Source organism: Lentzea sp. NPDC037011 (assembly GCF_055607425.1).
The window spans coordinates 1-22489 of record NZ_JBVJRT010000007.1 but is presented as its reverse complement, the minus strand read 5'-3'; the positions used below and the strand labels follow the sequence as shown (position 1 = coordinate 22489).

Below are 22489 nucleotides of genomic sequence, written 5' to 3'. Positions count from 1 at the left end.
CACCAGGCCTTCGGCACACGGCCCCGTTCGGCTCGGACCTTGAGATCCAGGTCACACAGGTAGGGTTCGCACCCGTGATCGAGCACCTCAGCATCCCCACCGAGGCGGGCACCTTCGACGCGATCGCGGCCGGTCCGGAGGACGGCCGCCCGGTGCTGCTCCTGCACGGCTTCCCCGAGGCCGCGATCGAGTGGGAGCACCAGGTCGCGGTCCTGGGCGCCAACGGCTTCCGCGCCGTCGCGCCCGACCAGCGCGGCTACTCCCCCGGCGTGCGGCCGGAGCGGTACCAGGAGTACACGACGACGCACCTGGTCGGGGACGTGCTGGCGATGGCCGACGCGCTGGGCTGGGGCACGGTCGACCTGGTCGGCCACGACTGGGGTGGCGCGGTCGCGTGGTGGACGGCGATCGAGCACCCGGACCGGCTGCGCACGCTCACCGTGTTCTCCACCCCGCACCCCGGCGCCCTGCGGACCGCGTTGCAGACCGACGAGGAACAGCGGATGCGGTCGCAATACGTGCTGGACTGGCGTGAGCGCAGCACCGAGAGGCGGATGCTGGACAACAACGCCCACGCGCTGCGGCAGATGTTCGAGTACCGCGTGCGGCCCTCGCACGTCGACGAGTACGTCCAGCGCCTCTCCGAGCCGGGCGCGCTGTCGGCGGCGCTCAACTGGTACCGCGCGGGCAGGCCGGACGGCGTCGCGGACAAGGTCGGCGTCAAGACCATGTACGTGTGGAGCACCGAGGACGTGGCGTTCGGGTCGGTGGCTGCGTTCGAGACCGAGAAGTGGTGCACGGGCGCGTACCGGTTCGAGATGGTCGAGGACGTCAGCCACTGGATTCCCGAGGAGGTCCCGGAGGCCGCGTCCGGCCTGATCCTGGAGAACCTCGGCTGAACCTGCTCCTCCGCTGGCGGCAACTGCCGGAAGAGGAAGCTGTTCTGGCTGGTCAGCGGCTGCGGCAGCGCTTCGGCACCCGGTCGCGCACGGCGCTCGGCTTCCGGCCGGCCCGCCGCACCGACTAGGTTCGGGGCATGCGCGTCGCCGGGCTCCTGCTGGCCGCGGGGGCAGGCCGCCGGTTCGGCACCCCGAAGGCCCTCGTTGCGGTGCACGGCAAGCTCTTCGTCGACATCGCGGCCGAGGCGCTGCGGGCAGCGGGCTGTGCTCCCGTGGTCGTGGTGCTGGGTGCCGCGGCCGGTGAGGTGCGGGCGAGGGCGGCGCTGACCGGGGTGACCGTCGTCGACAACCCCGGCTGGGAGTCGGGCATGGGGTCGTCGTTGCGCACCGGCCTGCACGCGGTGGGCGTGGTGGACGCCGTGGTGGTGCTGCCGGTGGACACCCCCGGTGTCACGGTCGCCGCACTGCGCCGGCTGATGGCGCTCGCCGCTCCGGACGTGCTGGCGCGGGCGGTGTACGACGGCGAGATCGGTCATCCGGTGCTGATCGGCAGCGACCACTTCCCCGGTGTCATGTCGTCGGCGGCGGGCGACCAGGGCGCCCGGGAGTACCTGAGGTCGGCCTCCGTGCGGCACGTCGAGTGCTCGGACGTGGCGGACGGCGCCGACGTGGACCGGCCGGAGGACCTGAGCACCGGCTCTCAGGGCCGTGCGCAGACAGCGGCCCGCGCGCACCCGACCGCGACCACGAGCTGCGCCAACGCCACCCACACCGGCCACAGCTCGGCGTAGGTGACCGCCAGTGTGATGTGCGTGGCGGCTGCGGCGGTGAACACGGCGGTCAGCACGACCCAGGTGACGAAGTACCGCCTGATCCGACCCACCCCCCGTCCGCCGCCGACTGCCCTCATGGCGCGTATCGGCAGTTGTGGTGCTCGGGTTACTGGTGAGGCCTCCGGCAATCGGGTACTACTGGGCCGCATGACGACCGACACCGTGACCGGGTCCGACTACGGCACCTTCGTGCGCACGCACCTGACCCGCGTCGAGCAGCACAACTCCAGCGCGCTGGACGACGTGGCGGAGCTGGTGCTCGCCGCAGTGCAGGCCGACGGCACGATCCTCACCGCCGGCGCCGGCCACTCCCTGGCGGCGGTCGCCGAGACCTTCTACCGCGCGGGTGGCCTGGCCTGCGTGCGCCCGATCTACCACCCCGAGCTGCTGCCGATGCACGGTGCGATCAGCAGCACGGCCGCCGAACGCCGCTCCGGGCTCGCGGGCGAGGTGCTGCGGGAGGCCGGTCTGGCGCCGCACGACGTGCTGTTCGTGTTCTCGACCTCAGGCGTCAACCACTACCCGGTGGAGCTGGCGCTGGAGGCGGCGGAGGCCGGCTGCCCGGTCGTGGCCGTCACCTCGGTGTCGGCGAGCTCCCAGGCCCCGCGCCGCGCGGGCACGACGCTGGCCGAGGTCGCGACCGTCGTGCTGGACAACCTGGTGCCGCCCGGTGACTCCACCTACCCCGAGCAGGCACCGGTGACGGCCGCGGTGTCGACCATCGCGACGGCGTTCCTGTGGAACCTGTTGATGGTGCGGCTGCTCGACAAGGCGACCGAGACGGGTGTGCAGCTGCCGTTGTGGCGCAGCGCGAACGTCGAGGGCGGCGACGCGGCCAACGCCGACATGCTGCGGCACTACCAGACCCGGATTCCCCAGCTGGGCTAGTCCTATCGGCCGGTGCTCGTCCTAACGGCCAAAAGCTGTCACAGCAACGGGAACTTCCACAGGATCTCCACATCGCCGCGTTAGCCTCCCACCGGGGAAAGACCTACCTGGGGGGAGCTTCACCGGTGGAACGCAGGACACGCAGACTCGTGTTGATCGGCGGAACGCTCGTCACGGCCACCGTTGTGGGCGTGGCGGGCGTCATGCTGTGGGGTGGCGGTTCGGCCAGTTCGAGCGGACCGGGCGGGACACCGGCCAAGCCGGTGGTCGACTCACCGGGCTCGGTGGCGCAGTCGTTCGCGACCAGGCTGTTCTCGAACGACTCGACCGCCGCCGCCGCGTTGACGGACGCACCCGACGTGGCCGGCAAGGCGTTCGCCGCGACCAGGACGGGCATGGGGTCCTCGGCCTACCAGGCCAGGCTGCTCACCGCGCCCACCGTCGCGGAGGACGCGACCACGACCGAGGTCCCGGCCGCGGTGACGTGGTCGCTGCCGAACTCGGCGGTGCTGAAGTACGAGGTCAGGATCGGCCTGCAGCGCGCGGGCACCACGTGGAAGGTCCACTGGACCCCCGCGCTCATCCACCCGCAGCTCACCGAGGGCGGTTCCTTGGTCTACCGCGCCGCGCTCGCGGACGGGGCACTGCTGGGCCGCGACGGCAAACCGCTGGTGCCGGGTGCGCTGCCGGAGGGCCTGTACACGACGATCACCGGTGCCGCGGGTGACCTGAAGGGCACCGACGGCTGGGAGGTCGGGCTCCAGTCGCCCGCCGGGTTCGTGCCGCTCGACGGCAAGAAGCCGGAGATGGGCGAGAAGCTCACCGTCACGATCGACCCGGCCCGCCAGGCCGCAGCGCAGGCCGCCGTCGACGCCCTGCCGCAGGGCGCCGCGATCGTCGCACTCGACCCGGCCACGACCGAGGTCCTCGCGGTGGCGCAGAACAAGGCGCTGGCCGGCACCAACCCGTTCATCGGCCGCTACGCCCCCGGCTCGACGATGAAGATCGTGACGGCGGCCGCGGCGATGGACGCCGGCCTGGTGCAGCCCGGCACCACCGTGCCGTGCCCGGCGCGCGCCACCATCGGCACCCGCACGGTGAACAACGACGGCTTCGGCCACGAGACCCTGCCGTTCCACACCGCGTTCGCCCTGTCCTGCAACACGACCTTCGGCCAGCTCGGCCTGAAGCTCGGCCCGCAGGCCCTGCCCGCGATGGCCAAGCGCTTCGGCCTCGGCGCCGACTGGGACATGGCCGGCGCCACCACCAACACCGGCAAGGTGCCGCCCGCCACCGGCGACCAGCAGGTGGAGAACAGCTTCGGCCAGGGCAACGTCGAGGCCAGCCCGTTCGGCATGGCGCTGGTCGCCGCCACCGTGGCCTCCGGCCGCACCCCGACCCCGACCCTGCTGCGCGGCCGCACCGGCGTACCGGGCGACGTCGGCGCGCCCCCGCCCCGCGCCGCACTGCCCGCGCTGCGGCAGATGATGTCCGAGGTCGTCACCAGCGGCACGGCGAAGCAACTGGCCGGCCTCCGCGGCCTGGCCGGTAAGACCGGCACGGCCGAGGCCGGTGGCGGTACGGCGCACGGCTGGTTCGTGGGCTACCAGGGGAACGTGGCGTTCGCGGTGTTCGTCGAGAAGGCCGGATCGTCGCAGAGTGCGGTGAACGCGGCTGGCGCGTTCCTCCGGGGGTGATGCTGCGGGTGGTCCGCCAGAGGTGATGCCGGGGGGTGGTTCGCCTGGGGTGAGCAGGTTTCGGCGGAACGCTCGTGGGTCCGGAAGGCTAAGGGGCGCGGCGGCGGTCTCCTTGGTGCCCGCGTGCCGCGTGCGGCGCGCAGTGAGGCGCGTGGGGTGGCGCGGCGAGGTGCGCGGCGCGAGGCGAAGTGCGGCGCGTGGCGCGCAGTGCGGCGCGAGGCGAAGTGTGGCGCGAGGCGCGGTGCGGGGCGTGAGGCGCGGTGCGGGGCAAGGCGTGGCGTGCGGTGCGAGGTGCGCGGCGAGGCCCGGCGGCGTGTGGCGCGCGGCGTGGCGAAGCCTGGCGCGTGGCGAGGCGCGGCGCACCGGGCGGCGGAACGGGCGCGCAATGCCTCGCCCAGCGGGACGCCTCGGGCACGACCGCGGCCGCCCGGTCGTCGTGCGACGGCGCGCGCAACGCCGCGGTGACCGGGGCGTTGCGTCGGGCGTGCGCCCCCGTGGTGCGCGCGAGCGACGACGCGCCGCCTGACGACGTCACGCGCGGCGCTCACGCCAGCTCGTCGCGCGGCGACACGAGCGCCGCCGCGCCAGCGGAGCCCCGTCAAGGCGGCCGACCAACGGCACCCACGACGCGAGCGCCGTGGCGCGGGTGCCGTCAGGGGGACGTGGCCTCCGCGTGGGCGCTGAACTGCGGCGTCGGGTACACCCCGACGACCGGGGGTTCGGCGAACTGCGTGTTGTACAGGTCCGCGTACCGCCCCTCGGCCCGCATCAGCTCGGCGTGCGTCCCCCGCTCCACGATCTCGCCGTGTTCCAGCACCAGGATCTGGTCGGCGTTGCGGATGGTCGACAGCCGGTGCGCGATCACGAGCGCGGTGCGGCCCTTCAACGCCTCGGTCAGCGCCGCCTGCACCGCCGCCTCGGACTCCGAGTCCAGGTGCGCGGTGGCCTCGTCGAGGATCACGACGCGCGGCTTGGCCAGCAGCAGGCGCGCGATGGTCAGGCGTTGGCGTTCGCCGCCGGACAACCGGTAGCCGCGTTCGCCGACGACGGTGTCGAGCCGGTCGGGCAGCGACTCCACCAGCTCGACCAGGCGGGCCCGCCGCAGCGCGTCCCACAGCTCGTCGTCGGACGCGCCGGGGGCCGCGTACTCCAGGTTCGCGCGGATCGTGTCGTGGAACAGGTGCCCGTCCTGCGTCACGACGCCCACGGTGCCGCGCAGCGAGTCGAAGCTCAGGTCGCGAACGTCCACATCGGACAGGCGCACGGACCCGGAGTCGATGTCGTAGAGCCGGGGTACGAGGGAGGCCAGCGTCGACTTGCCCGCGCCGGACGAGCCGACGACCGCGACCAGCTGACCGGCCTCCGCCTTGAAGCTGACGCCGTGCAGCACCTCCTCGCCGCCGCGGGTGTCCAGGGTGGCGACCGACTCCAGCGAGGCGAGCGACACCTTCGCGGCGGCCGGGTAGCCGAACCGCACGTCGTCGAACTCGACCGACACCGGCCCGTCCGGCACCGCACGCGCGCCGGGGCGTTCCTGGATCATCGGTTCCAGGTCGAGCACCTCGAAGACCCGCTCGAACGACACCAGCGCCGTCATCACGTCGACGCGGGCGTTCGCCAGCGCCGTCAGCGGGGCGTACAGGCGGGTCAGCAGCAGCGCCAGCGACACCACGGTGCCCGCGGCCAGGTGGCCGGTCAGCGCCAGGTAGCCGCCGAGGCCGTAGACCAGGGCCTGCGCGAGCGCGGACACGAGCGTCAGCCCGGTCATGAACCAGCGGGTGGCCATGGCGGTGCGGATGCCGATGTCGCGGACCTTCGCGGCCTTGTCGGAGAACTCCTGCTCCTCGCGGTCCGGGCGGCCGAAGAGCTTCACCAGGGTCGCGCCGGGAGCGGAGAAGCGCTCGGTCGACTGGGTGACCATCGAGGCGTTGAGAGTGGAGGCCTCGCGCTGCATGTCCGCCATCCGCCGGCCCATCCGCTTGGCGGGCAGCACGAACACCGGCAGCAGCACCAGGGCCAGCGCGGTGACCTGCCACGACAGCGTGAACATCACGCCCAGCGACAGGACCAGCTGGATGATGTTGGTGACGAACCCGGACAGCGTCGAGGTGAACGCGCGCTGGGCGCCGATCACGTCGTTGTTCAGCCGGGAGACGAGCGCGCCGGTGCGCGTGCGGGTGAAGAACGCGACCGGCATCTTCTGCACATGGCCGAACACGGCCCGGCGCAGGTCGTAGATCAGGCCCTCACCGATGCGCGTGGACTGCCACCGCTCCACCACGCCCAGACCGGCGTCGACCACCGCGATGAGCGCGATGGCCACCGCGAGCCACACCACCACCGAGGGCGCGGACCCACCGACGATCGCGTCGACGACGCGACCGGCCAGCAGCGGGGTCGACACGGCGAGGACCGAGGAAATCACCGTGAGCAGGAGGAACACGACGAGCTTCGCGCGGTGGGGCCGGGCGAAGGCCAGCACGCGCCGGAAGGTGCCGCGGCGCACCTTGGCCGGTGCGTCCGAGGTCACCCCCATCATGAATCGCCAGGAGCTGTAGCCGTCCACGCCTTCTAGAACAGCACAGCGGTCTGACAATTCCTGCACAGAACGCCTGGAGCTGCGGTTCAGCTCTGAGCGGACGCCAGTGCCGCGAGCGAGCGGATGCGGCGCAGCTGCGCGGCGCGTTCCGCGGCCAGCTGGTCGGCGAAGGGCACGCCGGAAGCCGCCGACGCCACCAGCGCCAGCGTCTCGGTGACCGCGCCCGCCATCGGCTTGAGCACGGAGGCCACCAGCGCCTCGACCGTCGCGTCCAGCTCGGCCGCGGGCACGACGGAGTTCGCGAGGCCGATCCGCAGCGACTCGTCGGCGGGGACCCGCCGGGAGGTCACGCAGATCTCGGCCGCGCGCGAGTACCCCACGAGGCGCACCAGGGGCAGTGTGCCGCCGAGGTCGGGCACCAGTCCCAGCCCGGTCTCGGCCATGCAGAACTGCGCGTCCTCGGTGAGCACGCGGAAGTCGCACGCCAGCGCCAGCTGGAAGCCCGCGCCGATGGCGTGCCCCTGCACCGCCGCGATCGTCACGCGTGCCGGGTCGCTCAGCCACGTGAACCCGGCCTGGTACGAGGCGATCCGCGCGTCCGCCTCCTCGGGCGGCAGCGCGAGCATCCCCGGCAGGCCACCGGGTTCTCCGTCGACCGGCTCACCGGTGAACATGCGCCGGTCCAGCCCCGCCGAGAAGGCGCGGCCGGCACCCCGGACGACCACGACGCGGACGTCCGGGTCCAGCTGTTCACCGATGTGCCGCAACGCCTGCCAGGTGGCGGGCGTCTGCGCGTTCAGCACGTCGGGACGGTCGAGCGTGACGGTGGCGAGCGGTCCGGCAAGAGCGAGCCGGACGCCACCGCGCTCGAGCACACCAGCGTCGACAGCGGGCACTGGCATGTCGGTACCTCCGGCGGACTAGAAGCTAGTTACCGGAGAGTAGCAGTCTGGTGGGGTACTACTTCTTCTTCGTCCGGGTGGCGCCACCGCGACCGCGCAGCGTGACGCCGGATTCCGACAGAACCCGGTGCACGAAGCCGTAGGAACGCCCGGTGCTTTCGGCCAAAGCCCGGATGCTCGCGCCCTTTTCGTACTTCTTCTTCAGGTCAGCGGCCAGCTTGTCCCGCGTGGCGCCGGTGATCCGGGCACCCTTCTTCAGGTCAGCCACCTCGTCCCGCCTTCCGTACGAGCAGGTCGGGCCGTTCGACGGCCCCTGTCGTCGCAATGATCGAACAGGTTCACGCAGAACGCCAGGTGATCAAGCAAAGAGATCGCCGAACGGTCGATTCGATCACACTCAGTTGATCACAGGGTGCGCACGGTAGTCCTTTGACGCGTGGAGATCACGCGAGCTGCACGAGCTCCAGGTAGTCCTCGGACCAGTGGTCCTCCGTGCCGTCGGGCAGCAGGATCACCCGCTCGGGCTCCAGCGCCTCGACCGCGCCGGGGTCGTGCGTGACGAGGACGACCGCGCCCTCGTAGCGCCGCAGCGCGTCGAGCACCTGCTCGCGCGAGGCCGGGTCGAGGTTGTTGGTGGGCTCGTCGAGCAGCAGCACGTTCGCCGCCGAGGACACCAGGCCGGCGAGCGCCAGCCGGGTCTTCTCGCCGCCGGACAGGGTGCCGGCGGGCTGGTCGAGCTGCTCGCCGCTGAACAGGAACGTGCCGAGCAGCGACCGCAGCCGCTGTTCCTGCTCGTCCGGTGCCATGTGCCGGATGTTCTCCCACACCGACGCGCCGTGGTCGAGCGTCTCGTGCTCCTGCGCGAAGTAGCCGATCTTGAGACCGTGGCCGGGCACGACCTGGCCCGCGTCCATCTTCTCGCTGCCGCCCAGCAACCGCAGCAGCGTCGTCTTGCCGGCGCCGTTGAAGCCGAGCACGACGACGCGGGAACCCCGGTCGATCGCGAGGTCCACGCCGGTGAAGATCTCCAGCGAGCCGTAGGACTTGCTCAGACCCTCTGCCATCAAAGGGGTCTTGCCGCACGGGGCCGGCGCCGGGAAGCTGATCTTCGCGACCTTGTCGCTCTGGCGCACGTCGTCCAGACCGTCGAGGAGCTTCTGCGCGCGCTTCGCCATGTTCTGCGCCGCAACGGCCTTCGTGGCCTTCGCGCCCATCTTCGCGGCCTGCGTCATCAGCGCGCCGGCCTTCTTCTCGGCGTTCGCGCGCTCGCGGCGACGGCGCTTCTCGTCCGTGGCGCGGGCTTCGAGGTACTTCTTCCAGCCGAGGTTGTAGATGTCGACCTCGCCGCGGATCGCGTCGAGGAACCACACCTTGTTCACGACGTCGTCGAGCAGCTCGACGTCGTGGGAGATCACGACGAGGCCGCCGTCGTGGGACTTGAGGAAGCCGCGCAGCCAGGTGATCGAGTCGGCGTCGAGGTGGTTGGTCGGCTCGTCGATCAGCAGGATCGTGCTGGACTTCGCGCCGATGCCCGCCTCGGAGGCGGCGAACAGGATGCGCGCCAGCTCGACGCGGCGGCGCTGACCGCCCGACAGCGTGCTGAGCGGCTGCGCGAGCACCCGGTCGGGCAGGCCGAGGTTGGAGCAGATGCGGGCGGCCTCGGACTCGGCCGCGTACCCGCCGAGCGCGGCGAACCGCTCTTCGAGCTTGCCGTAGCGGGTGACGGCCTTCTCGAGCTCGTCGGGGTCGACCAGCTCGGACATCTTCGACTGGGCCTTCTCCAGGTCGCGGAGCAGCTGGTCGAGGCCGCGGGCGGACAGGACGCGGTCCTTGGCGATGACGGACAGGTCGCCCTCGCGCGGGTCCTGCGGCAGGTAGCCGAGCTCGCCCTTGCGGGTGATGGTGCCGCCGTAGGGCTGGCCCTCACCGGCGAGGACGCGCAGGGAGGTGGTCTTGCCGGCGCCGTTGCGGCCGACGAGGCCGATCCGGTCGCCGGGCTGGACGCGCAGGTTGGCGCCGCTCACGAGGATGCGTGAGCCCGCGCGCAACTCCATGTCGGTTGCGGTGATCAAAGAAGACTCCGGGTAGGTGGGTACGGCAAAGGGGCGGCACGTACTGCGGCGGCCTACTCCAGGAGGATCACGCGAACCATTCTACGGGTCGCGGGCCACCGGATTTCCCACCTGTGTCCAGACGCATAGATTGCCGGCCATGAGCGACGACTTCTCCGGCAAGACCGCGCTGGTCACCGGTGCCTCCCGCGGCATCGGCCTCGGCATCGCGCGCGAGCTGCTCTCCCGCGGCGCGTCCGTCACGATCACCGGCCGCAAGGCCGACCAGCTCGCCGCGGCCGCCGCCGAGCTCGGCGGCGGGGTGCTGACGGTCCAGGGCAACGCGGGCGACGACGCGTCCCGCGAAGAGGTCGTGGCGCGCTCGATGGCGGAGTTCGGCAGCCTCGACGTGCTGGTGAACAACACCGGCATCAACCCCCAGTTCGGTTCCCTGATGGACGCCGACCTGGCCGCGGTGCGCAAGATCTTCGACGTGAACGTGGTGGCGGCACTGGGTTTCGTGCAGCTCGCGTGGAAGGCCTGGATGGGCGAGCACGGCGGCGCGGTCGTCAACGTCGCCTCCGTCGGCGGCATCCGCTCGACCGGTGTGATCGGCGCGTACGGCGCCTCGAAGGCGGCGCTGATCCGCCTGACCGAGGAGCTGGCGTGGCAGCTGGGCCCGAAGGTCCGCGTCAACGCCGTCGCACCGGCCGTGGTGAAGACGAAGTTCGCCGAGGCGCTCTACACCGGCCGCGAGGAGGAGACGTCGCAGCAGTACCCGATGAAGCGGCTCGGGACGCCGCAGGACGTGGCGGGGCTGGTGGCGTTCTTGTGCTCGGACGCGGCGTCGTGGATCACCGGGGAGACCGTGCGGGTCGACGGCGGGCTGCTGGCGACGGGCACGGCGGGCTGAACGGCCCGCCAGCGCGACATGAGACGCGGCGGCAGGTTCCCCGGAGGCCCGGACCACCTGATGCGGCTCACACGGCTCTCAGGACGGCTCCGCGGCCTCCCCCGGCACCCCGAGCACCTCCAGGAACGCCGCGGCGGCCGGTGTCAGCCCGGCCGTGCTCCACACCAGGTGCTCCACCCGTGCCGGCCCGTCCACGACCGGCACGGTCACCACCCCGCCCAACCGCGGCGCGTACCGCGACGGCAGCACCGCGACCGCCAGCCCCTCGCGGATCAGCCCTGCCATCAGCTCCGCCGTCGTCACCTCGAACGCGACCTCCCGAACCAGCCCGGCCGCCGCGAACGCCTGGTCGGACTGCGACCGCCCCGGTGAGCCCGTCGGGAAGTCCACGAACGGCTCCGCGGCCAGCGCCTCCAGCCCCACCTCGTCCCGCTCCGCCAACGGGTGCGATGGCGCGAACACGGCGACATGCCGGTCGCGCGCCAGTTCACGCCCGCGCACCCCCTCGGGGCGCGCGGTGGGTGGCAGGCCGAGGAACGCCAGGTCCAGGGCGCCTTGGCGGACCTGCTCGACGAGCTCGTGGCTCGGCTGCATCCGCAACGCCACCCGCACCTGCGGGTAGCGCTCCCGGAACACCTTCAGCGCCGCCGGCAGGTCCACGGCCGCCACGGTCGGGATCACGCCGATCAGCACCCGCCCGCGCACCTCCCCCACGGCCGCCGCCACCTCGGCCGCGGTGCGGTCCGCGAAGTCGAGGCACTGGCGTGCGGCGGGCAGGAACGCCGTGCCCGCCGGGGTCAGCCGCACGCTGCGGCTGGTGCGGTCGAACAGGCGCGCGCCGAGCTCGCGTTCGAGGCGGGCGACCTGGTGGCTCAGCGCCGACTGCACGACCAGGCAGCGCTGGGCGGCGCGGGTGAAGCTGCCGGTCTCGGCGACCGCGACGACGTAGCGCATCTGCTGGAGTTCCACCCATCCATCTTGAACCACGATGGATGACGTGACAAACATGCGTTGGACTCATCCACGCTGGTCACCAACACTGGGAGGCGTGCAGAACAACGACCTCTCCCGCACCGCGCTCGCGGCTTTCGCGCCGGTGGTCTGGGGCTCGACCTACGTGGTCACCACTGAACTGCTGCCCGCGGGGCACCCGCTGTTCGCCGGGTTGCTGCGCGCGCTGCCGGCGGGCCTGGTCGCGCTGGCGTTCACCAGGACGCTGCCGCGCGGGTCCTGGTGGTGGCGGGCCGGCGCGCTCGGCGTGCTCAACATCGGCCTGTTCTTCCCGTTCCTGTTCATCGCCGCCGAACGCCTGCCCGGTGGCGTCGCGGCCACGCTGGGGGCGGCCCAGCCGCTGGTGGTGGCGCTGCTGGCGGTCGGGGTGCTCAAGGAGAGCCCGTCGGCGTGGCGGTGCGCGTGGGGTGTCGTCGGCGTGGTCGGCGTCGGTCTCGTGGTGCTGGGGCCCGCGGCCGGGTTCGACCTCGTCGGCGTGCTGGCGGGCCTCGGCGGGGCGGCGACGATGGCGCTCGGCGTGACCTTGACGAAGAAGTGGGGGCGGCCCGCCGGTGTGGGGCCGACGGCGTTCGCCGGGTGGCAGCTGACCGCGGGCGGGCTGTTCCTGGTGCCGGTGACGTTCCTGGTCGAGGGGCCGCCACCGGCGGTCGGGCCGGCGGCGGTGATCGGGTACCTGTGGCTCGGCGGTGTCGGCGGGCTGCTCGCCTACGTGCTGTGGTTCCGCGCGATCACCACGCTGCCGGTCACCTCGGTCTCGGTGCTCGGCCTGCTGTCCCCGATGGTCGCGGCGCTGCTGGGCGTGGTGGTGCTCGGCCAGACGCTCGGCCCGGTGCAGCTCACCGGTTTCGCCCTCGCACTGGCCGCGATCGTCGCGAGCCAGCGTCCCGCGCCCGTGCTCGCCAGGGGCGTTCTCCGGTGAAGATCGCAGTGGTCGGCGCCGCGGGCATGGTCGGCGCCGAGGTGGTGGCCGAGGCGGCACGGCGCGGGCACGACGTGACGGCGGTGGTCCGCAGCACGGTGCCCGTGGTGCCGGACGGGGTGCGGGTGGTGCGCGGTGACGCGACCGACCGCGCGCTCATGGCCGACGTGCTGTCCGGAGTGGACGGTGTCGTCGCCGCCACCCGGCCGCGGCCGGGGCAGGAGCAGAGCGCCGGGCCGGCCACCGCGGCACTGCTGGACGCCGCGCTGGCCGCCGGGACGAGGGTGCTGGTCGTGGGTGGTGCCGCGCCGCTGCGGTCACCGGGTGGCACGGGGCTCGTGCTCGACGACGACCGGTTCGTGCCGGCGCACGTCCGCCCCATCGCGGCGGCGAGCGTGCGGCAGCTGGAGGTGTGCCGGGCGCACGCGGCGGACTGGGTCTACCTGAGCCCACCGGCGTTGCTCGAACCCGGTGAGCGCACCGGCACCTACCGGCGCGGCGGCGACGAGATGCTCACCGGTCCGTCCGCGATCTCGGCGGCGGACCTGGCCATCGCGGTGGTCGACGAGCTCGAACGGCCCCGCGGCGACCGGCACTTCACGGTCGCGAGCTGAGGTCCAGCCGCAGCACGACCTCGCCGTCCTCCACCTCGCCGGTCGGCACGAAGCCGTAGCCGAGGTAGAACGGCCCCGGCGTGCCCTCACCCGGCACGTAGCTGGTGAGCAGCTCGGGAACGCCGTGCGCGCGCAGCAGTGCCACGACCTCGTCGAGGATCGCCGTGCCGTAGCCGCGGCCCTGGTGCTCGGCGCCGATGAGCAGGCGCCACAGGAAGTACGGCCCCAGCAGGCCCGGTCCGGGCGTCACGTCCCAGCTGAGCATGACGAACCCGACCGGTACGTCACCGGTGTGGGCGGCGCGGTACCAGGGGTTGCCCTCCGGGTGGTCCTCCGCGTCCTGGAACGACTTCTCGACCGGGGCGACGAAGCGTTCCTGGGACGGGTGCACGCGCACGGCCGCCACGGCGGCGCGGTTGGCGTCGGTGACCTCGACGAGGCGGATCCGGGTGGTCATGCCCGGATTGTGCCGCTCAGCAGCACGACGTGGGCGTGGTCGGCAGGAACTGCCCCGAGGCGGAGGTCGTGGTGGCCGGTGTGCCCGGCGGGGGCACCGCGTTCGACGTGTCCGGCGTGCCGGGTGGGCTCGACGCCGGCGGCGGCGTCTGCGGTGGCGGGGTCTGCTGCGTGCCCGACTGCGGGGTGGTGCCGGGTGGCAGCGTCGTCGTCTGCGGCGGTGTCCGCTCGGCCGACTCCGGTGACGGTGAGGTGCTCGCCGGGGCCGGCGCGCTGGTCGACGACGAGGGTCCCGGTGTCAGCGGTTCCGGTGGTGCGGCGCCGGGCAGCACGGCCAGCGCCACGGCCACGACACCGACGGTCGCGAGCCCGGTGCCGGCCACGGCGACCGCACGCCGCCGGGACCGCACGGCCCGCCCGCGCCGGATGAGGTCGGCGGCCGTGACGGCGGGCGGCGGCGTCCCCTCCGCGTGCAGGGCGGAGAAGGTCTCCCGCAGGTCGTCCTCGCGAACCATCACACCTCCAGCCTCAGGTGGTCGAACTCCGGTCCCAGCTTGCGCCGCAGGGTCTCCAGCCCCTTGCTGGCCTGCGACTTCACCGTGCCCGCGGAGCACTTCAACGCGGCGGCGGTGTCCTCGACGCTCAGATCGTGCCAATAGCGCAGCACGAGCACGGCGCGCTGCCGTGCGGGCACGGCGGACAGCGCCTGCCAGACGACGAGCCTGTCCTCCGCCCCTGCGGCGGAGGACAGGCCCTCTGGAGGCGTGTCGGTGAGCTTCTCCCTGCGCCAGCGGACCTTGCGGCGTTCGGCGAGGAACGTCCGCACCACGATCTGCCGCAGGTACGGTTCGAGCCCCGACCGGTCGGCGAGCTTCGGACCGGCCAGGTAGAGCTTCAAGAACGCCGACTGCACGACGTCCTCCGCTTCGTGCCAGCTACCGCACAGCAGGAACGCGGTGAACCGCATCGAGTCGGCTGACCGGTCGAAGCAGTCGGTGAACTCGGCCTCCCAGTTCAGCGGTGACTCCTCACCCGGCGGGCTGCGACGAGACCGGCGGCGTCGTCGCGGGCGGCGTCCAGGTCGTCGGCGGCAGCGCGGGGCTCGTGGCCCAGGTGGTCGTCGGCGGCTGCTGCGGGGTGGTGGGCAGCGGCGTCGGCAGGATCGACGACGGCGGCGGCGTGGTCGGCGGCAGGCTCGTCCCGGGGGACGTCGGCAGCACCGTCGTCGACGGCGGTTGCTCCGGCGTGCTCGACATCGAGGTGGGCGCCGGCGTGGTCGGCGGGGCCTGCGCCGTGGAGGAGGTCGGCCGCGGCGCCGAGGACGTCGGCGCGTGGTCCGGTGTGCCGCCGCCACCGTTCAGGGCGAGCGCGGGCACCGCGATGCCCACCGCTCCGAGCGCGACGGCACCCGCCACGATCACCATTCGTTTGCGCACTTGCGACTCCAGCAGGTCGGTGGCGCCCTCTAGGCACCCTCACCCCCATCCATGCGGTCGGCGCCCGGCCGGGTTGCCCGCGTGTCCTGGATCACGATCTCGACGCACCGGGCGCGGCGGGCGGCCTCGTCCAGCACCGCGCGCCGCGGTTCAGGCACGTCGAGCACCCGGTCCTCCGCCCTGGTGAAGACGCCGGCGAGCCTGCGGTCGTCGCGCAGGACGTCGAGCGCCTGCCGGTCACCGCCCAGCACCACGCCGTCCAGCTCCGCGAGCCGGGGCACCAGGACGCGGGCCACGTCGTCGGCGGCGGCCCGCAGCGCGACGCGCGCCTGCCCCTCCCGGCGGCGGGCGAACCGCTGCTGCGACCAGCCGCCTGCCCGGATGCGGCCGTGGACCTGCTTGCGGTCGGTCGCGGACACCTCGACCCGGTCACCGAACGCGACACCGACGCTGTGACCGCCGAGCCGGACGAGCACGAGTCCGACCCGCCGCGGTTCGGCGAGCTTCTCCACCACCTCGTCGAGGGTGGTTCCGCCGCGCGTGACGAAGGTCGCTGTTGCTCCGTCTGCCGCGGTGATGACGACGTTGCCATCAACCCGCACGTCAACGGGCCCGTGACGCTCCGCGAACCGTGCGACCCACCCGTGCACGCGCTCGGGTTCGACCTCCACCGCGCGCCCTCCGGGAACGGGCCGGACCCGGCTCACCGCCCCGCCACCCTGCGCGACATGCGGAGTTTCCCGGTCGTTTCCCATCCGGCGGTGCGCGCGGGCCGCGTCCGGACCACCGGAACGGGCGGGGAACCTCCGGGCGCGTGGTCCCGTCGGAGGGGGGTCATCGTGCACACACTAGAACCACCTCGACACGGCGCGTGAGCAGCACGCGGATGTTACTGATCGGTTCATGACGCTTGACAGATGAGCCTCGAAAGCGTGAACTCGTGAACCGTATGGATTAACCATTGACTCCATCCGGCGCCGACCAGCGCAGTTCACGGGCGGGTAGGGTCACTGGGGCGTGATCTTATGACAGCGGGGAGTCACCATGACCACTGCTGCCGGTCGACCAACACTGACTGTTGACGACACCGACTCAACGGGCCACGGCAGCCTTACGCAGCTCTTGACCACCGGACCGTTTCCGGAGGCTCTTCGAGCCGCGATCAAGGCCAGTCGACTCAGCCTCGACCGCATCCAGCACCGGTTGGCACTGCGCGGCGTGACGATCAGCGTCGCGACGCTCAGCTACTGGCAGTCCGGGCGGCGCAGGCCAGAGCGCCCGGAGTCGCTGGAGGCGCTTCGTCACCTCGAGTCGGTCCTCGGCGTACCTCAGTCCGGTCTCTCGGCGCTGCTCGGCCCACCTCGACCACGGGGACGCCGGTGCCGCCCGACGACCATGATGCCCATCGACGCACTGTGGGCTCGCCGCGAACGCGTGGCGAACCTGCTCTCGAAGGTCGACACCTCGTCCGACCTGAAGCTCGGCCGGATCAGCCAGCACGACCGCATCGAGATCTCTGCCGACGGCGGGCAGAAGTCCGTGTGGGTGCGGCAGATCCTGCGCGCGGAACAGGACGGCCCCGACCGCTGGGCGCTCGTCTTCGAGACCGAGGAGTCCGACGTGCTCCCCGAGATCGTGAACGTGCGCAACTGCCACCTGGGCCGCATCGCCCGTGACCACGAGGCCAACATCATGGTCGCGGAGATGATGTTCGAGCGGCCGCTGACCCGCGGCGAGACCCTCATCATGGAGTACCAGCTGGTGTTCCCCGAGGGCCACGCCCCGAAGGGCAACAACACGTTCGCCCGCAAGTTCCGGCTGCCGGTCCGCGAGTACGTCATCGAGGTGCGCTTCGACGAGGCGAACCTCCCCTCGCGGGTCCAGCAGTACAGCGTGCCCGCCGGTGACGAGACCCCGTCCCGCCGCCGCAACCTGACGCTGGACTCCGGCGGCGGGGTGCACGCGGTGGCGCTCGGGTTCGGTCCCGGTGTGTTCGGCATCCGCTGGGAGTGGCCGAACCGCTAGTCCTTCCGCTTCGCCCAGGAGGGCCGCTTCCCCGGTGGGGAGGCGGCCCTCCTGCGTTGAGCGGCCGGTGAGGACGTGACGGGGCCCTGGCACCCGTGAGCTCGGTGCCAGGGCCCCTGTCAGCCGTTCAGGTCACACCCAGCCGGCGACGTGCAGCGTCACCGCCCGGACCGAGCCGCGGTCGGAGCTGACCACGTCGGCGACCTTGAACGTCCAGGTGCCGTCCGCCGCCTCGCCGAGCAGCGACGACAGCTGTCCGGCCGGCCGCCAGGTGCCGGTGAACGGCTGGTCGGCCGAGGTCAGCGTCGAGAACGCCCGCGCGGCCGAGTCGTCGAACACGGCCTGGCAGATGTTGTTGCCGAGGCTGCCGGTGCGCGAGAACAGCGTGACCGACTTGCCCGAGGGCGCCGTCAGCGTGCCGACCAGGTCACCGACGAACGTGTGGTCGATGCCGACGGTCGTGGCACCGTCCGCGGTCGAACACGTCGCACCGTCGACGGAGAGCTTCAGGTTCGACGCCGCACCCACACCCGTGACGGGCAGGGAGATGGACGCGCCCGTCGGGTCGTTGTCCGGGATCGCGACCGGTGCGCCGGTGTAGGCGAACGTCTTGAAGTCGCGTGACGGCTCACCGACGCGGAGGGTGAACGACGCCGTGGTCGGCGACGTCGAACCCGCGTAGGTCACCCTGGCGTCGAGCCGGACCGCGGAACCGAGGCCCGCGGAGGCCGGCACGGTCACCTTGAAGGTGTTCGAGGCCGTCTGGCCGACCTCGATGGTGCCGTAGAACTTGGACCGCGGCGCGATGGTCACGCCGGCGGTCGGCGAGGTCAGCACCAGGGACGTCGACGCGGCCGGGCCGTCGCCGCCGTTGGTGACCGGCACGGTGACCGTGGAGGTCGTGCCGGGCTTGAGGAAAGCGCTTCCGTCGTTGTCGTTCACGACGGTCGGCTTCTGCGCGCGGGCCAGTGCCTGCGGGGACGCACCGGTGTAGGCGAGCGCCCGGTCGGCCATGACGATGCCGGCGCCGGTGCGGTTGTCCACTCCGGACTCGACGATGTCGATCGCCGTGGTGACGAGGGCTTCCTTGACCTCGGCGGGCGTGAGCGTCGGGTTGCCGGACAGGATCAGGCCGGCGATGGCGGCGGCGTTCGGCGCGGCGGCCGAGGTGCCGAAGAACGGGTTGAAGCCGCTGACCGAGGTGGCGACGCCGTCGGCCGCGGTGATGTCCGGCTTCTGGCGGGTCTCGGCGAGGGGCGTGCCGTCGGCGGCGAAGAACGTCTTGCGCGGGCCGTCGGAGGTGAAGCGCTCCGGCTTCTGCGCGCTGTCGAAGGCACCGGGGTACGGGCCCTTCGGGTTGGCCGGGTCACCGGGTTCGAGGTCGAACGGCAGTGCCCCGGCGGCCGGGGCGGCCGCGACCGAGATCGCGCCCTTGGCGGCGGAGTGACCGCGGGTCACGCCGGGCGTGACGAACTTCTTCAGCCCGTCGTTCGAGTCGGCGAAGCGGCCGCCGAACAGCGTGAGCCCGAAGTGCACGTCCTCACCGCGGAACTTGACGACCGCGAGCCGCGTGCCGGTCGAGCTCGTCGGGGTGTTGAGGCGCTCGTACGGGTCCTGGGCGCCGTCCTGGTTGTTCTGGCTGAAGGTGACGACGTTGCCCTGGGCGTTGACCAGGTACAGGTCGTAGTCGTTGAACGACTGGCCCAGCGGGTCGGCCCAGTGCAGCGTGACCGGGGCGTCACCGGAGTAGTTCGACAGCGGGTTGAACAGCTGCTTGGCGTTCGGGTCGGGGTTGAAGTCGTGGGCGGTGCCCGCGAACTTGCCGACGCCGACACCGGAGTCGACGAACTTGCCCTCCCAGTAGCCGGCCGTGCCGTCGGCGACGTTGCCCTGGTTGCCGGCGCTGGAGAAGAACACGGCACCGTCGGCGGCGACCGCGTCGACCGCGCGGGCGATGATGCCGTCCTGGAACGGCGACTCGTTGAAGTAGATGACGTCGTCGACGATGACGTCGCAGCCGAGCTGGAAGCGCAGCTTCCTGATGTTGTCGGCGAAGCTCGCGTCGCCGTTGAACGCCGTCGCGAATCCGAGCTCCGCGTTGGGCGCGAGGTCGTGGAGGATCTCGAGCATCGCCGTGCCCTCGTCGCCGGAGCCCTCCTGGCCCGGGACGACGTCGACGGCGGGCAGCTCACCCGCGGCCTGCGACACGGCCAGCGACGAGATGCCGTCGGACAGGGCGCACAGCTTCACGCCGACGCCGGTGACGTGGAACGAGCCGCGCGCGACGTCGGCGCTGTGGGCCTTGTCGCTCTCGGCGGTCTTGGCCGCCAGCACCGCGGTCCGCTGCTCGGCGAGCCGGCGCTCGATCTGCCGCGCCTTGTCCTCTTTGGACGGAGCAGCCTTCTTGCTCTTGCGGTCCCGCTTGTTCTCGACGCTCTGCGTCATCGCGTCACTGCCCCGCTCGACGCGGGCGACGTCGGCGCGGCCGGCGATGTCGGCGAGCTTGGTCAGCGGCAGCTCGGCGCGAACCGTGCGGTTCTCAGGGGACACCGCCCGGATCTGCCCGCCCGCGGCGCGGACGGCGTCGACCAGGCCCTCGGAGTACTGCTTCGCGCGGACGTCGACGACGGTCGTCGAGCTCGACGACACCGCGACACCGGTCTGGACTTGCGGGAGGGCGCTGGTGACGCCGACCTGGACGCGCTTGCGGGCCTCGACGACCAGAGCGCTGTCTACTTTGGACTCAGCTGGGGTGAGCGACTTCTTGATGCTCTGCAACGCGGCGATCTGTGCCGCCGTGCGGTCGTTGATGGACTTCGACGCCTTGACCGGATCCGCGCTCGCCGGCGCGACCGCGGTCAGCGCGGCCAGCAGCACCGCGGTGCCCGCCGTGACCAGTGTCGTGCCTCTTCGAGATGGGCGCACAGGGCTTTCCCCCCGAACGTTGGCGTGTCCCCCGAGAACACGCGGCCTACGACCGGATGATCCCGGTCGAGGCGCCAACGTATGGTGCACGACTGATCACAGTCAGCATCCTTTTGGGCTACTTCCCACTGAGCAGGCGCAATCACAGTTCACAGAACAAACGCGTCAGTCCACAACTGACCGGTTCGTCCCGACAGAGCTTCCAGCAACGCGGCCGCCTGGTTGTCGGTGAGGGACGCGACGAAGTCCACGACGGCCCTTCCCCTTGCCAGGCCTCGCACGACGTCCGGTCCGACCGACAGCTCACCCGCGGGACCGACCAATGTGGACGGCTCCGTCCGGGCGAGCGCCGCGTACTCCGTTTCGGCCAACTCGACGAGGTCGTGCAGCCTGCGCGGCAACCGGTCCGCCTCGGTGCGGTCCGTGACCCACTGGTCGAGCGCGTCCACGAGCGAGGTCAGCAACCGCGCCTGCCCGCGCTGGTGCAGCGCCAAGTCCGGCCGCAACAACACGAACCGCCGGTGGACGAACTTGAGCACCTGCACCTCGTGCCACTGCGCGACCGCCAGCACCACGTGCCCCGACCGCGGCGTCGGCTCCTCGATCACACCGACCGCGTCGACCAGTCGGCGCGTCCACCGCGCACTGAACCCGGCCACCGCCTGCTCCGCCTCGACCGACCCGTCGAACGGCACCGCGAGCAACCCGTCGACCAGCTCCTTGCTGACCTTGCGCACCGCCATCGCGAACGCCTCGTCGTTCATCACCCACGAGTCCTTGAGGTGCATGCGCCGCCGCAACGTCTCCAGCGACCGCCCCGGCATCCGGATCTCGGCCTCGAGCTCCGCATCGCTCAACCCGGCGAGCTCCAGCGCCTGCGCCTGCCACGTGCCGAGCTCCGCCGCGACCGTCGCGTGCTGCAACACCCCGACCCGGTGGAAGTCCTCCAGGTCGTGGATGGCGTAGGCGATGTCGTCCGCGGTGTCCATGACACTCGCCTCGACCGTCTGCTGCCACGCCTCGATCCGCCCCTCGAACGGCTCGCGCGCCTGCTGCAGGTCGCTCATCTCCGTGACGTAGGCGGAGAACTTCGCACTGCCGGTCCCCGGCATGTCAGCCGGCTCGGCCGCACCGCGGGGCGCGATGGCGAGCCCCAGGTCCTGGTGACGGGTCCACGGGTACTTGAGCATCGCGGCACGGACGGCGACGGTCAGGTCCAGCCCGAGCGCCTTGGGCCCGCGCACGTCGGTGGTGGTGATGATGCGGAACGACTGCGCGTTGCCCTCGAACCCGTCGGGCAGGGCGAACCGGTGGCGGGCCAACCGGTCGAGCACCTGCTCGCCGAGGTGGCCGAACGGCGGGTGGCCCAGGTCGTGGGCGAGGGCGGCGGCCTCGACGACATCGGGGTCGCAACCGCCGAGCTTCTCCAGCACCGCGGTCAGCTCGGGGCGGTTCGTGAGGCGTTCAGCGATGGCGCGGGCGGCCTGGGCGACCTTCAGGCTGTGGGTCAGGCGGTTGTGCACGAGCAGACCGGAGCCGGTGGAGCTGACGACCTGCGTGACACCGCCGAGCCGCGCGAAGAACGGGGAGCTCGCGACGCGGTCGCGGTCCACCCGGAACGGGTTGGTCGCGAGGTCCGCGGTCTTGCTCGTGCCCCCGGACCGGCGGGCGGTGCGCTGCTCGTTGTGCATGTGCAGAAGGTACCTGTGGCGGGTCGGCTGTTCGGTACGGCTCTGGGGTGTCCGGGGTTGGGCAGTGATTCCGGTTGCAGTGGCTGGGATTGGGCGGCGATTGGCGTTGCGGAGGCTGGGGTTGCGGTGACTGGGGGTTGGGATGGCCGGGGTCGGGTGGCTGAGGTCTGGCGGCTGAGGTCTGGGCGGCCGAGGCCTGGGCCGGCTGGGTTCGGCTTCGGGGTGATCGAGTTCGTGGGATGACTCGGCTTGAGGGCGACTGGGTTCGGTGGGCTCTGCGGTGGGTGAGTTCCGGAGGGGCGGCTTGGGGCTCAGCTCGGGAGTGGTCGGGTTGGAGTCGTTGAGGACATGCGGCCTCCCCCACGCGGTTCCATATTGGCGGGCGAAGATGACCATGAGTTCCGGACAGCTCGGATGGGTGGACATCTACAAGACGGAGGAAGGACGAGATCCGGACAACGTTCACCCGGTCGAGTGAGCCCTGGGCGCAGGGGCGGCTGGAGCGCGGCTGCGGGAGTGCTGAGGGGGTGAGCCGGCAAATGCAGAAAGCCCCTGAGGGGAGCGGCTGGCGCTCGACCCTCAGGGGCTTCTGTACGTAAGTTCGGCGGCGACCTACTCTCCCACACCGTAACCAGTGCAGTACCATCGGCGCAGAAGGGCTTAACTACCGGGTTCGGAATGGGACCGGGT

At 72.0% G+C, this 22489-nt stretch carries 20 protein-coding genes and 1 rRNA gene; 8 read left to right on the top strand and 13 right to left on the bottom strand.

The features are described 5' to 3' along the window. Positions 1–74: 74 nt before the first annotated feature. The 4 genes from ACZ7CH_RS22320 (at position 75) to ACZ7CH_RS22305 (ending at position 4317) form a co-directional block, all read left to right on the top strand. Positions 75–899: an alpha/beta fold hydrolase gene (locus tag ACZ7CH_RS22320; protein WP_360396106.1), complete on the top strand. Its 825-nt coding sequence runs from the start codon at positions 75–77 to the stop codon at positions 897–899. A 137-nt stretch (positions 900–1036) separates the two neighbouring features. Then, the gene (locus tag ACZ7CH_RS22315) at positions 1037–1690 is read left to right on the top strand and encodes a nucleotidyltransferase family protein (RefSeq protein ID WP_470374745.1); all 654 of its coding nucleotides are present in this window, start codon (positions 1037–1039) and stop codon (positions 1688–1690) included. A gap of 189 nt (positions 1691–1879) precedes the next feature. After that, a complete protein-coding gene (locus ACZ7CH_RS22310; RefSeq protein ID WP_360396103.1) occupies positions 1880–2620 on the top strand; it encodes an SIS domain-containing protein in 741 nt (246 codons plus the stop codon). Positions 2621–2745: 125 nt separating this feature from the next. After that, entirely contained in the window at positions 2746–4317 is a 1572-nt protein-coding gene (locus ACZ7CH_RS22305; RefSeq protein ID WP_470374744.1) for a penicillin-binding transpeptidase domain-containing protein, read from the top strand. A gap of 652 nt (positions 4318–4969) precedes the next feature. Here the strand turns inward: ACZ7CH_RS22305 and ACZ7CH_RS22300 are convergent. The 4 genes from ACZ7CH_RS22300 to ACZ7CH_RS22285 all read right to left on the bottom strand — a co-directional run bounded on the left by ACZ7CH_RS22300 (position 4970) and on the right by ACZ7CH_RS22285 (position 9830). After that, positions 4970–6856 carry an ABC transporter ATP-binding protein gene (locus tag ACZ7CH_RS22300; protein WP_470371290.1) on the bottom strand — a complete coding sequence of 629 codons (1887 nt, stop codon included), beginning with the start codon at positions 6854–6856 and terminating at the stop codon, positions 4970–4972. 86 nt (positions 6857–6942) lie between these two features. Further along, positions 6943–7758, bottom strand: coding sequence for an enoyl-CoA hydratase/isomerase family protein (locus ACZ7CH_RS22295; protein WP_360396099.1), 816 nt, complete (start codon positions 7756–7758; stop codon positions 6943–6945). A 58-nt stretch (positions 7759–7816) separates the two neighbouring features. Further along, the gene (locus tag ACZ7CH_RS22290; RefSeq protein ID WP_030473247.1) at positions 7817–8026 is read right to left on the bottom strand and encodes a helix-turn-helix domain-containing protein; all 210 of its coding nucleotides are present in this window, start codon (positions 8024–8026) and stop codon (positions 7817–7819) included. Between the two features lie 175 nt (positions 8027–8201). Then, positions 8202–9830: an ABC-F family ATP-binding cassette domain-containing protein gene (locus ACZ7CH_RS22285; RefSeq protein WP_360396095.1), complete on the bottom strand. Its 1629-nt coding sequence runs from the start codon at positions 9828–9830 to the stop codon at positions 8202–8204. Positions 9831–9969: 139 nt separating this feature from the next. Here ACZ7CH_RS22285 and ACZ7CH_RS22280 point away from each other — a divergent pair, with 139 nt between their 5' ends. After that, complete coding sequence (locus ACZ7CH_RS22280; RefSeq protein ID WP_470374743.1) at positions 9970–10722, top strand: SDR family oxidoreductase; 753 nt, start codon at positions 9970–9972, stop codon at positions 10720–10722. A gap of 78 nt (positions 10723–10800) precedes the next feature. Here the strand turns inward: ACZ7CH_RS22280 and ACZ7CH_RS22275 are convergent, their stop codons facing one another. Next, a complete protein-coding gene (locus tag ACZ7CH_RS22275; protein ID WP_470374742.1) occupies positions 10801–11691 on the bottom strand; it encodes a LysR family transcriptional regulator in 891 nt (296 codons plus the stop codon). A 79-nt stretch (positions 11692–11770) separates the two neighbouring features. Here ACZ7CH_RS22275 and ACZ7CH_RS22270 point away from each other — a divergent pair, with 79 nt between their 5' ends. Both ACZ7CH_RS22270 and ACZ7CH_RS22265 read left to right on the top strand, forming a co-directional pair. Further along, complete coding sequence (locus ACZ7CH_RS22270; RefSeq protein ID WP_458431240.1) at positions 11771–12652, top strand: EamA family transporter; 882 nt, start codon at positions 11771–11773, stop codon at positions 12650–12652. Continuing rightward, positions 12649–13266 (top strand): NAD(P)-dependent oxidoreductase, encoded by a 618-nt coding sequence (locus tag ACZ7CH_RS22265; protein ID WP_470374741.1) that lies wholly within the window; start codon positions 12649–12651, stop codon positions 13264–13266. The genes ACZ7CH_RS22270 and ACZ7CH_RS22265 overlap by 4 nt, the downstream gene beginning before the upstream one ends. On the opposite strand, the gene ACZ7CH_RS22260 is transcribed toward ACZ7CH_RS22265, so the two are convergent. From ACZ7CH_RS22260 to ACZ7CH_RS22240, 5 genes are all read right to left on the bottom strand, one after another. Next, positions 13250–13723, bottom strand: a complete 474-nt coding sequence (locus ACZ7CH_RS22260) for a GNAT family N-acetyltransferase (protein ID WP_470374740.1) — start codon at positions 13721–13723, stop codon at positions 13250–13252. The two genes, ACZ7CH_RS22265 and ACZ7CH_RS22260, sit on opposite strands and share 17 nt — an antisense overlap. A gap of 16 nt (positions 13724–13739) precedes the next feature. Then, complete coding sequence (locus ACZ7CH_RS22255; protein WP_470374739.1) at positions 13740–14237, bottom strand: hypothetical protein; 498 nt, start codon at positions 14235–14237, stop codon at positions 13740–13742. Continuing rightward, positions 14237–14689 (bottom strand): SigE family RNA polymerase sigma factor, encoded by a 453-nt coding sequence (locus tag ACZ7CH_RS22250; RefSeq protein WP_360396084.1) that lies wholly within the window; start codon positions 14687–14689, stop codon positions 14237–14239. The genes ACZ7CH_RS22255 and ACZ7CH_RS22250 overlap by 1 nt, the downstream gene beginning before the upstream one ends. Positions 14690–14750: 61 nt before the next feature. Next, a complete protein-coding gene (locus ACZ7CH_RS22245; protein ID WP_458431234.1) occupies positions 14751–15158 on the bottom strand; it encodes a hypothetical protein in 408 nt (135 codons plus the stop codon). A 29-nt stretch (positions 15159–15187) separates the two neighbouring features. Next, positions 15188–15865: an acVLRF1 family peptidyl-tRNA hydrolase gene (locus tag ACZ7CH_RS22240; protein ID WP_470374738.1), complete on the bottom strand. Its 678-nt coding sequence runs from the start codon at positions 15863–15865 to the stop codon at positions 15188–15190. 415 nt (positions 15866–16280) lie between these two features. On the opposite strand from ACZ7CH_RS22240, the gene ACZ7CH_RS22235 reads away from it, so the two are divergent. Beyond that, positions 16281–17183 carry a hypothetical protein gene (locus ACZ7CH_RS22235; protein ID WP_232837002.1) on the top strand — a complete coding sequence of 301 codons (903 nt, stop codon included), beginning with the start codon at positions 16281–16283 and terminating at the stop codon, positions 17181–17183. 132 nt (positions 17184–17315) lie between these two features. Here the strand turns inward: ACZ7CH_RS22235 and ACZ7CH_RS22230 are convergent, their stop codons facing one another. The 3 genes from ACZ7CH_RS22230 to rrf all read right to left on the bottom strand — a co-directional run. After that, the gene (locus ACZ7CH_RS22230; RefSeq protein ID WP_470374737.1) at positions 17316–20108 is read right to left on the bottom strand and encodes a S8 family serine peptidase; all 2793 of its coding nucleotides are present in this window, start codon (positions 20106–20108) and stop codon (positions 17316–17318) included. A 149-nt stretch (positions 20109–20257) separates the two neighbouring features. Next, positions 20258–21799 (bottom strand): deoxyguanosinetriphosphate triphosphohydrolase family protein, encoded by a 1542-nt coding sequence (locus tag ACZ7CH_RS22225; RefSeq protein WP_360396077.1) that lies wholly within the window; start codon positions 21797–21799, stop codon positions 20258–20260. 599 nt (positions 21800–22398) lie between these two features. Next, positions 22399–22489 (bottom strand): 5S ribosomal RNA (rrf, locus tag ACZ7CH_RS22220); the annotation flags it as partial.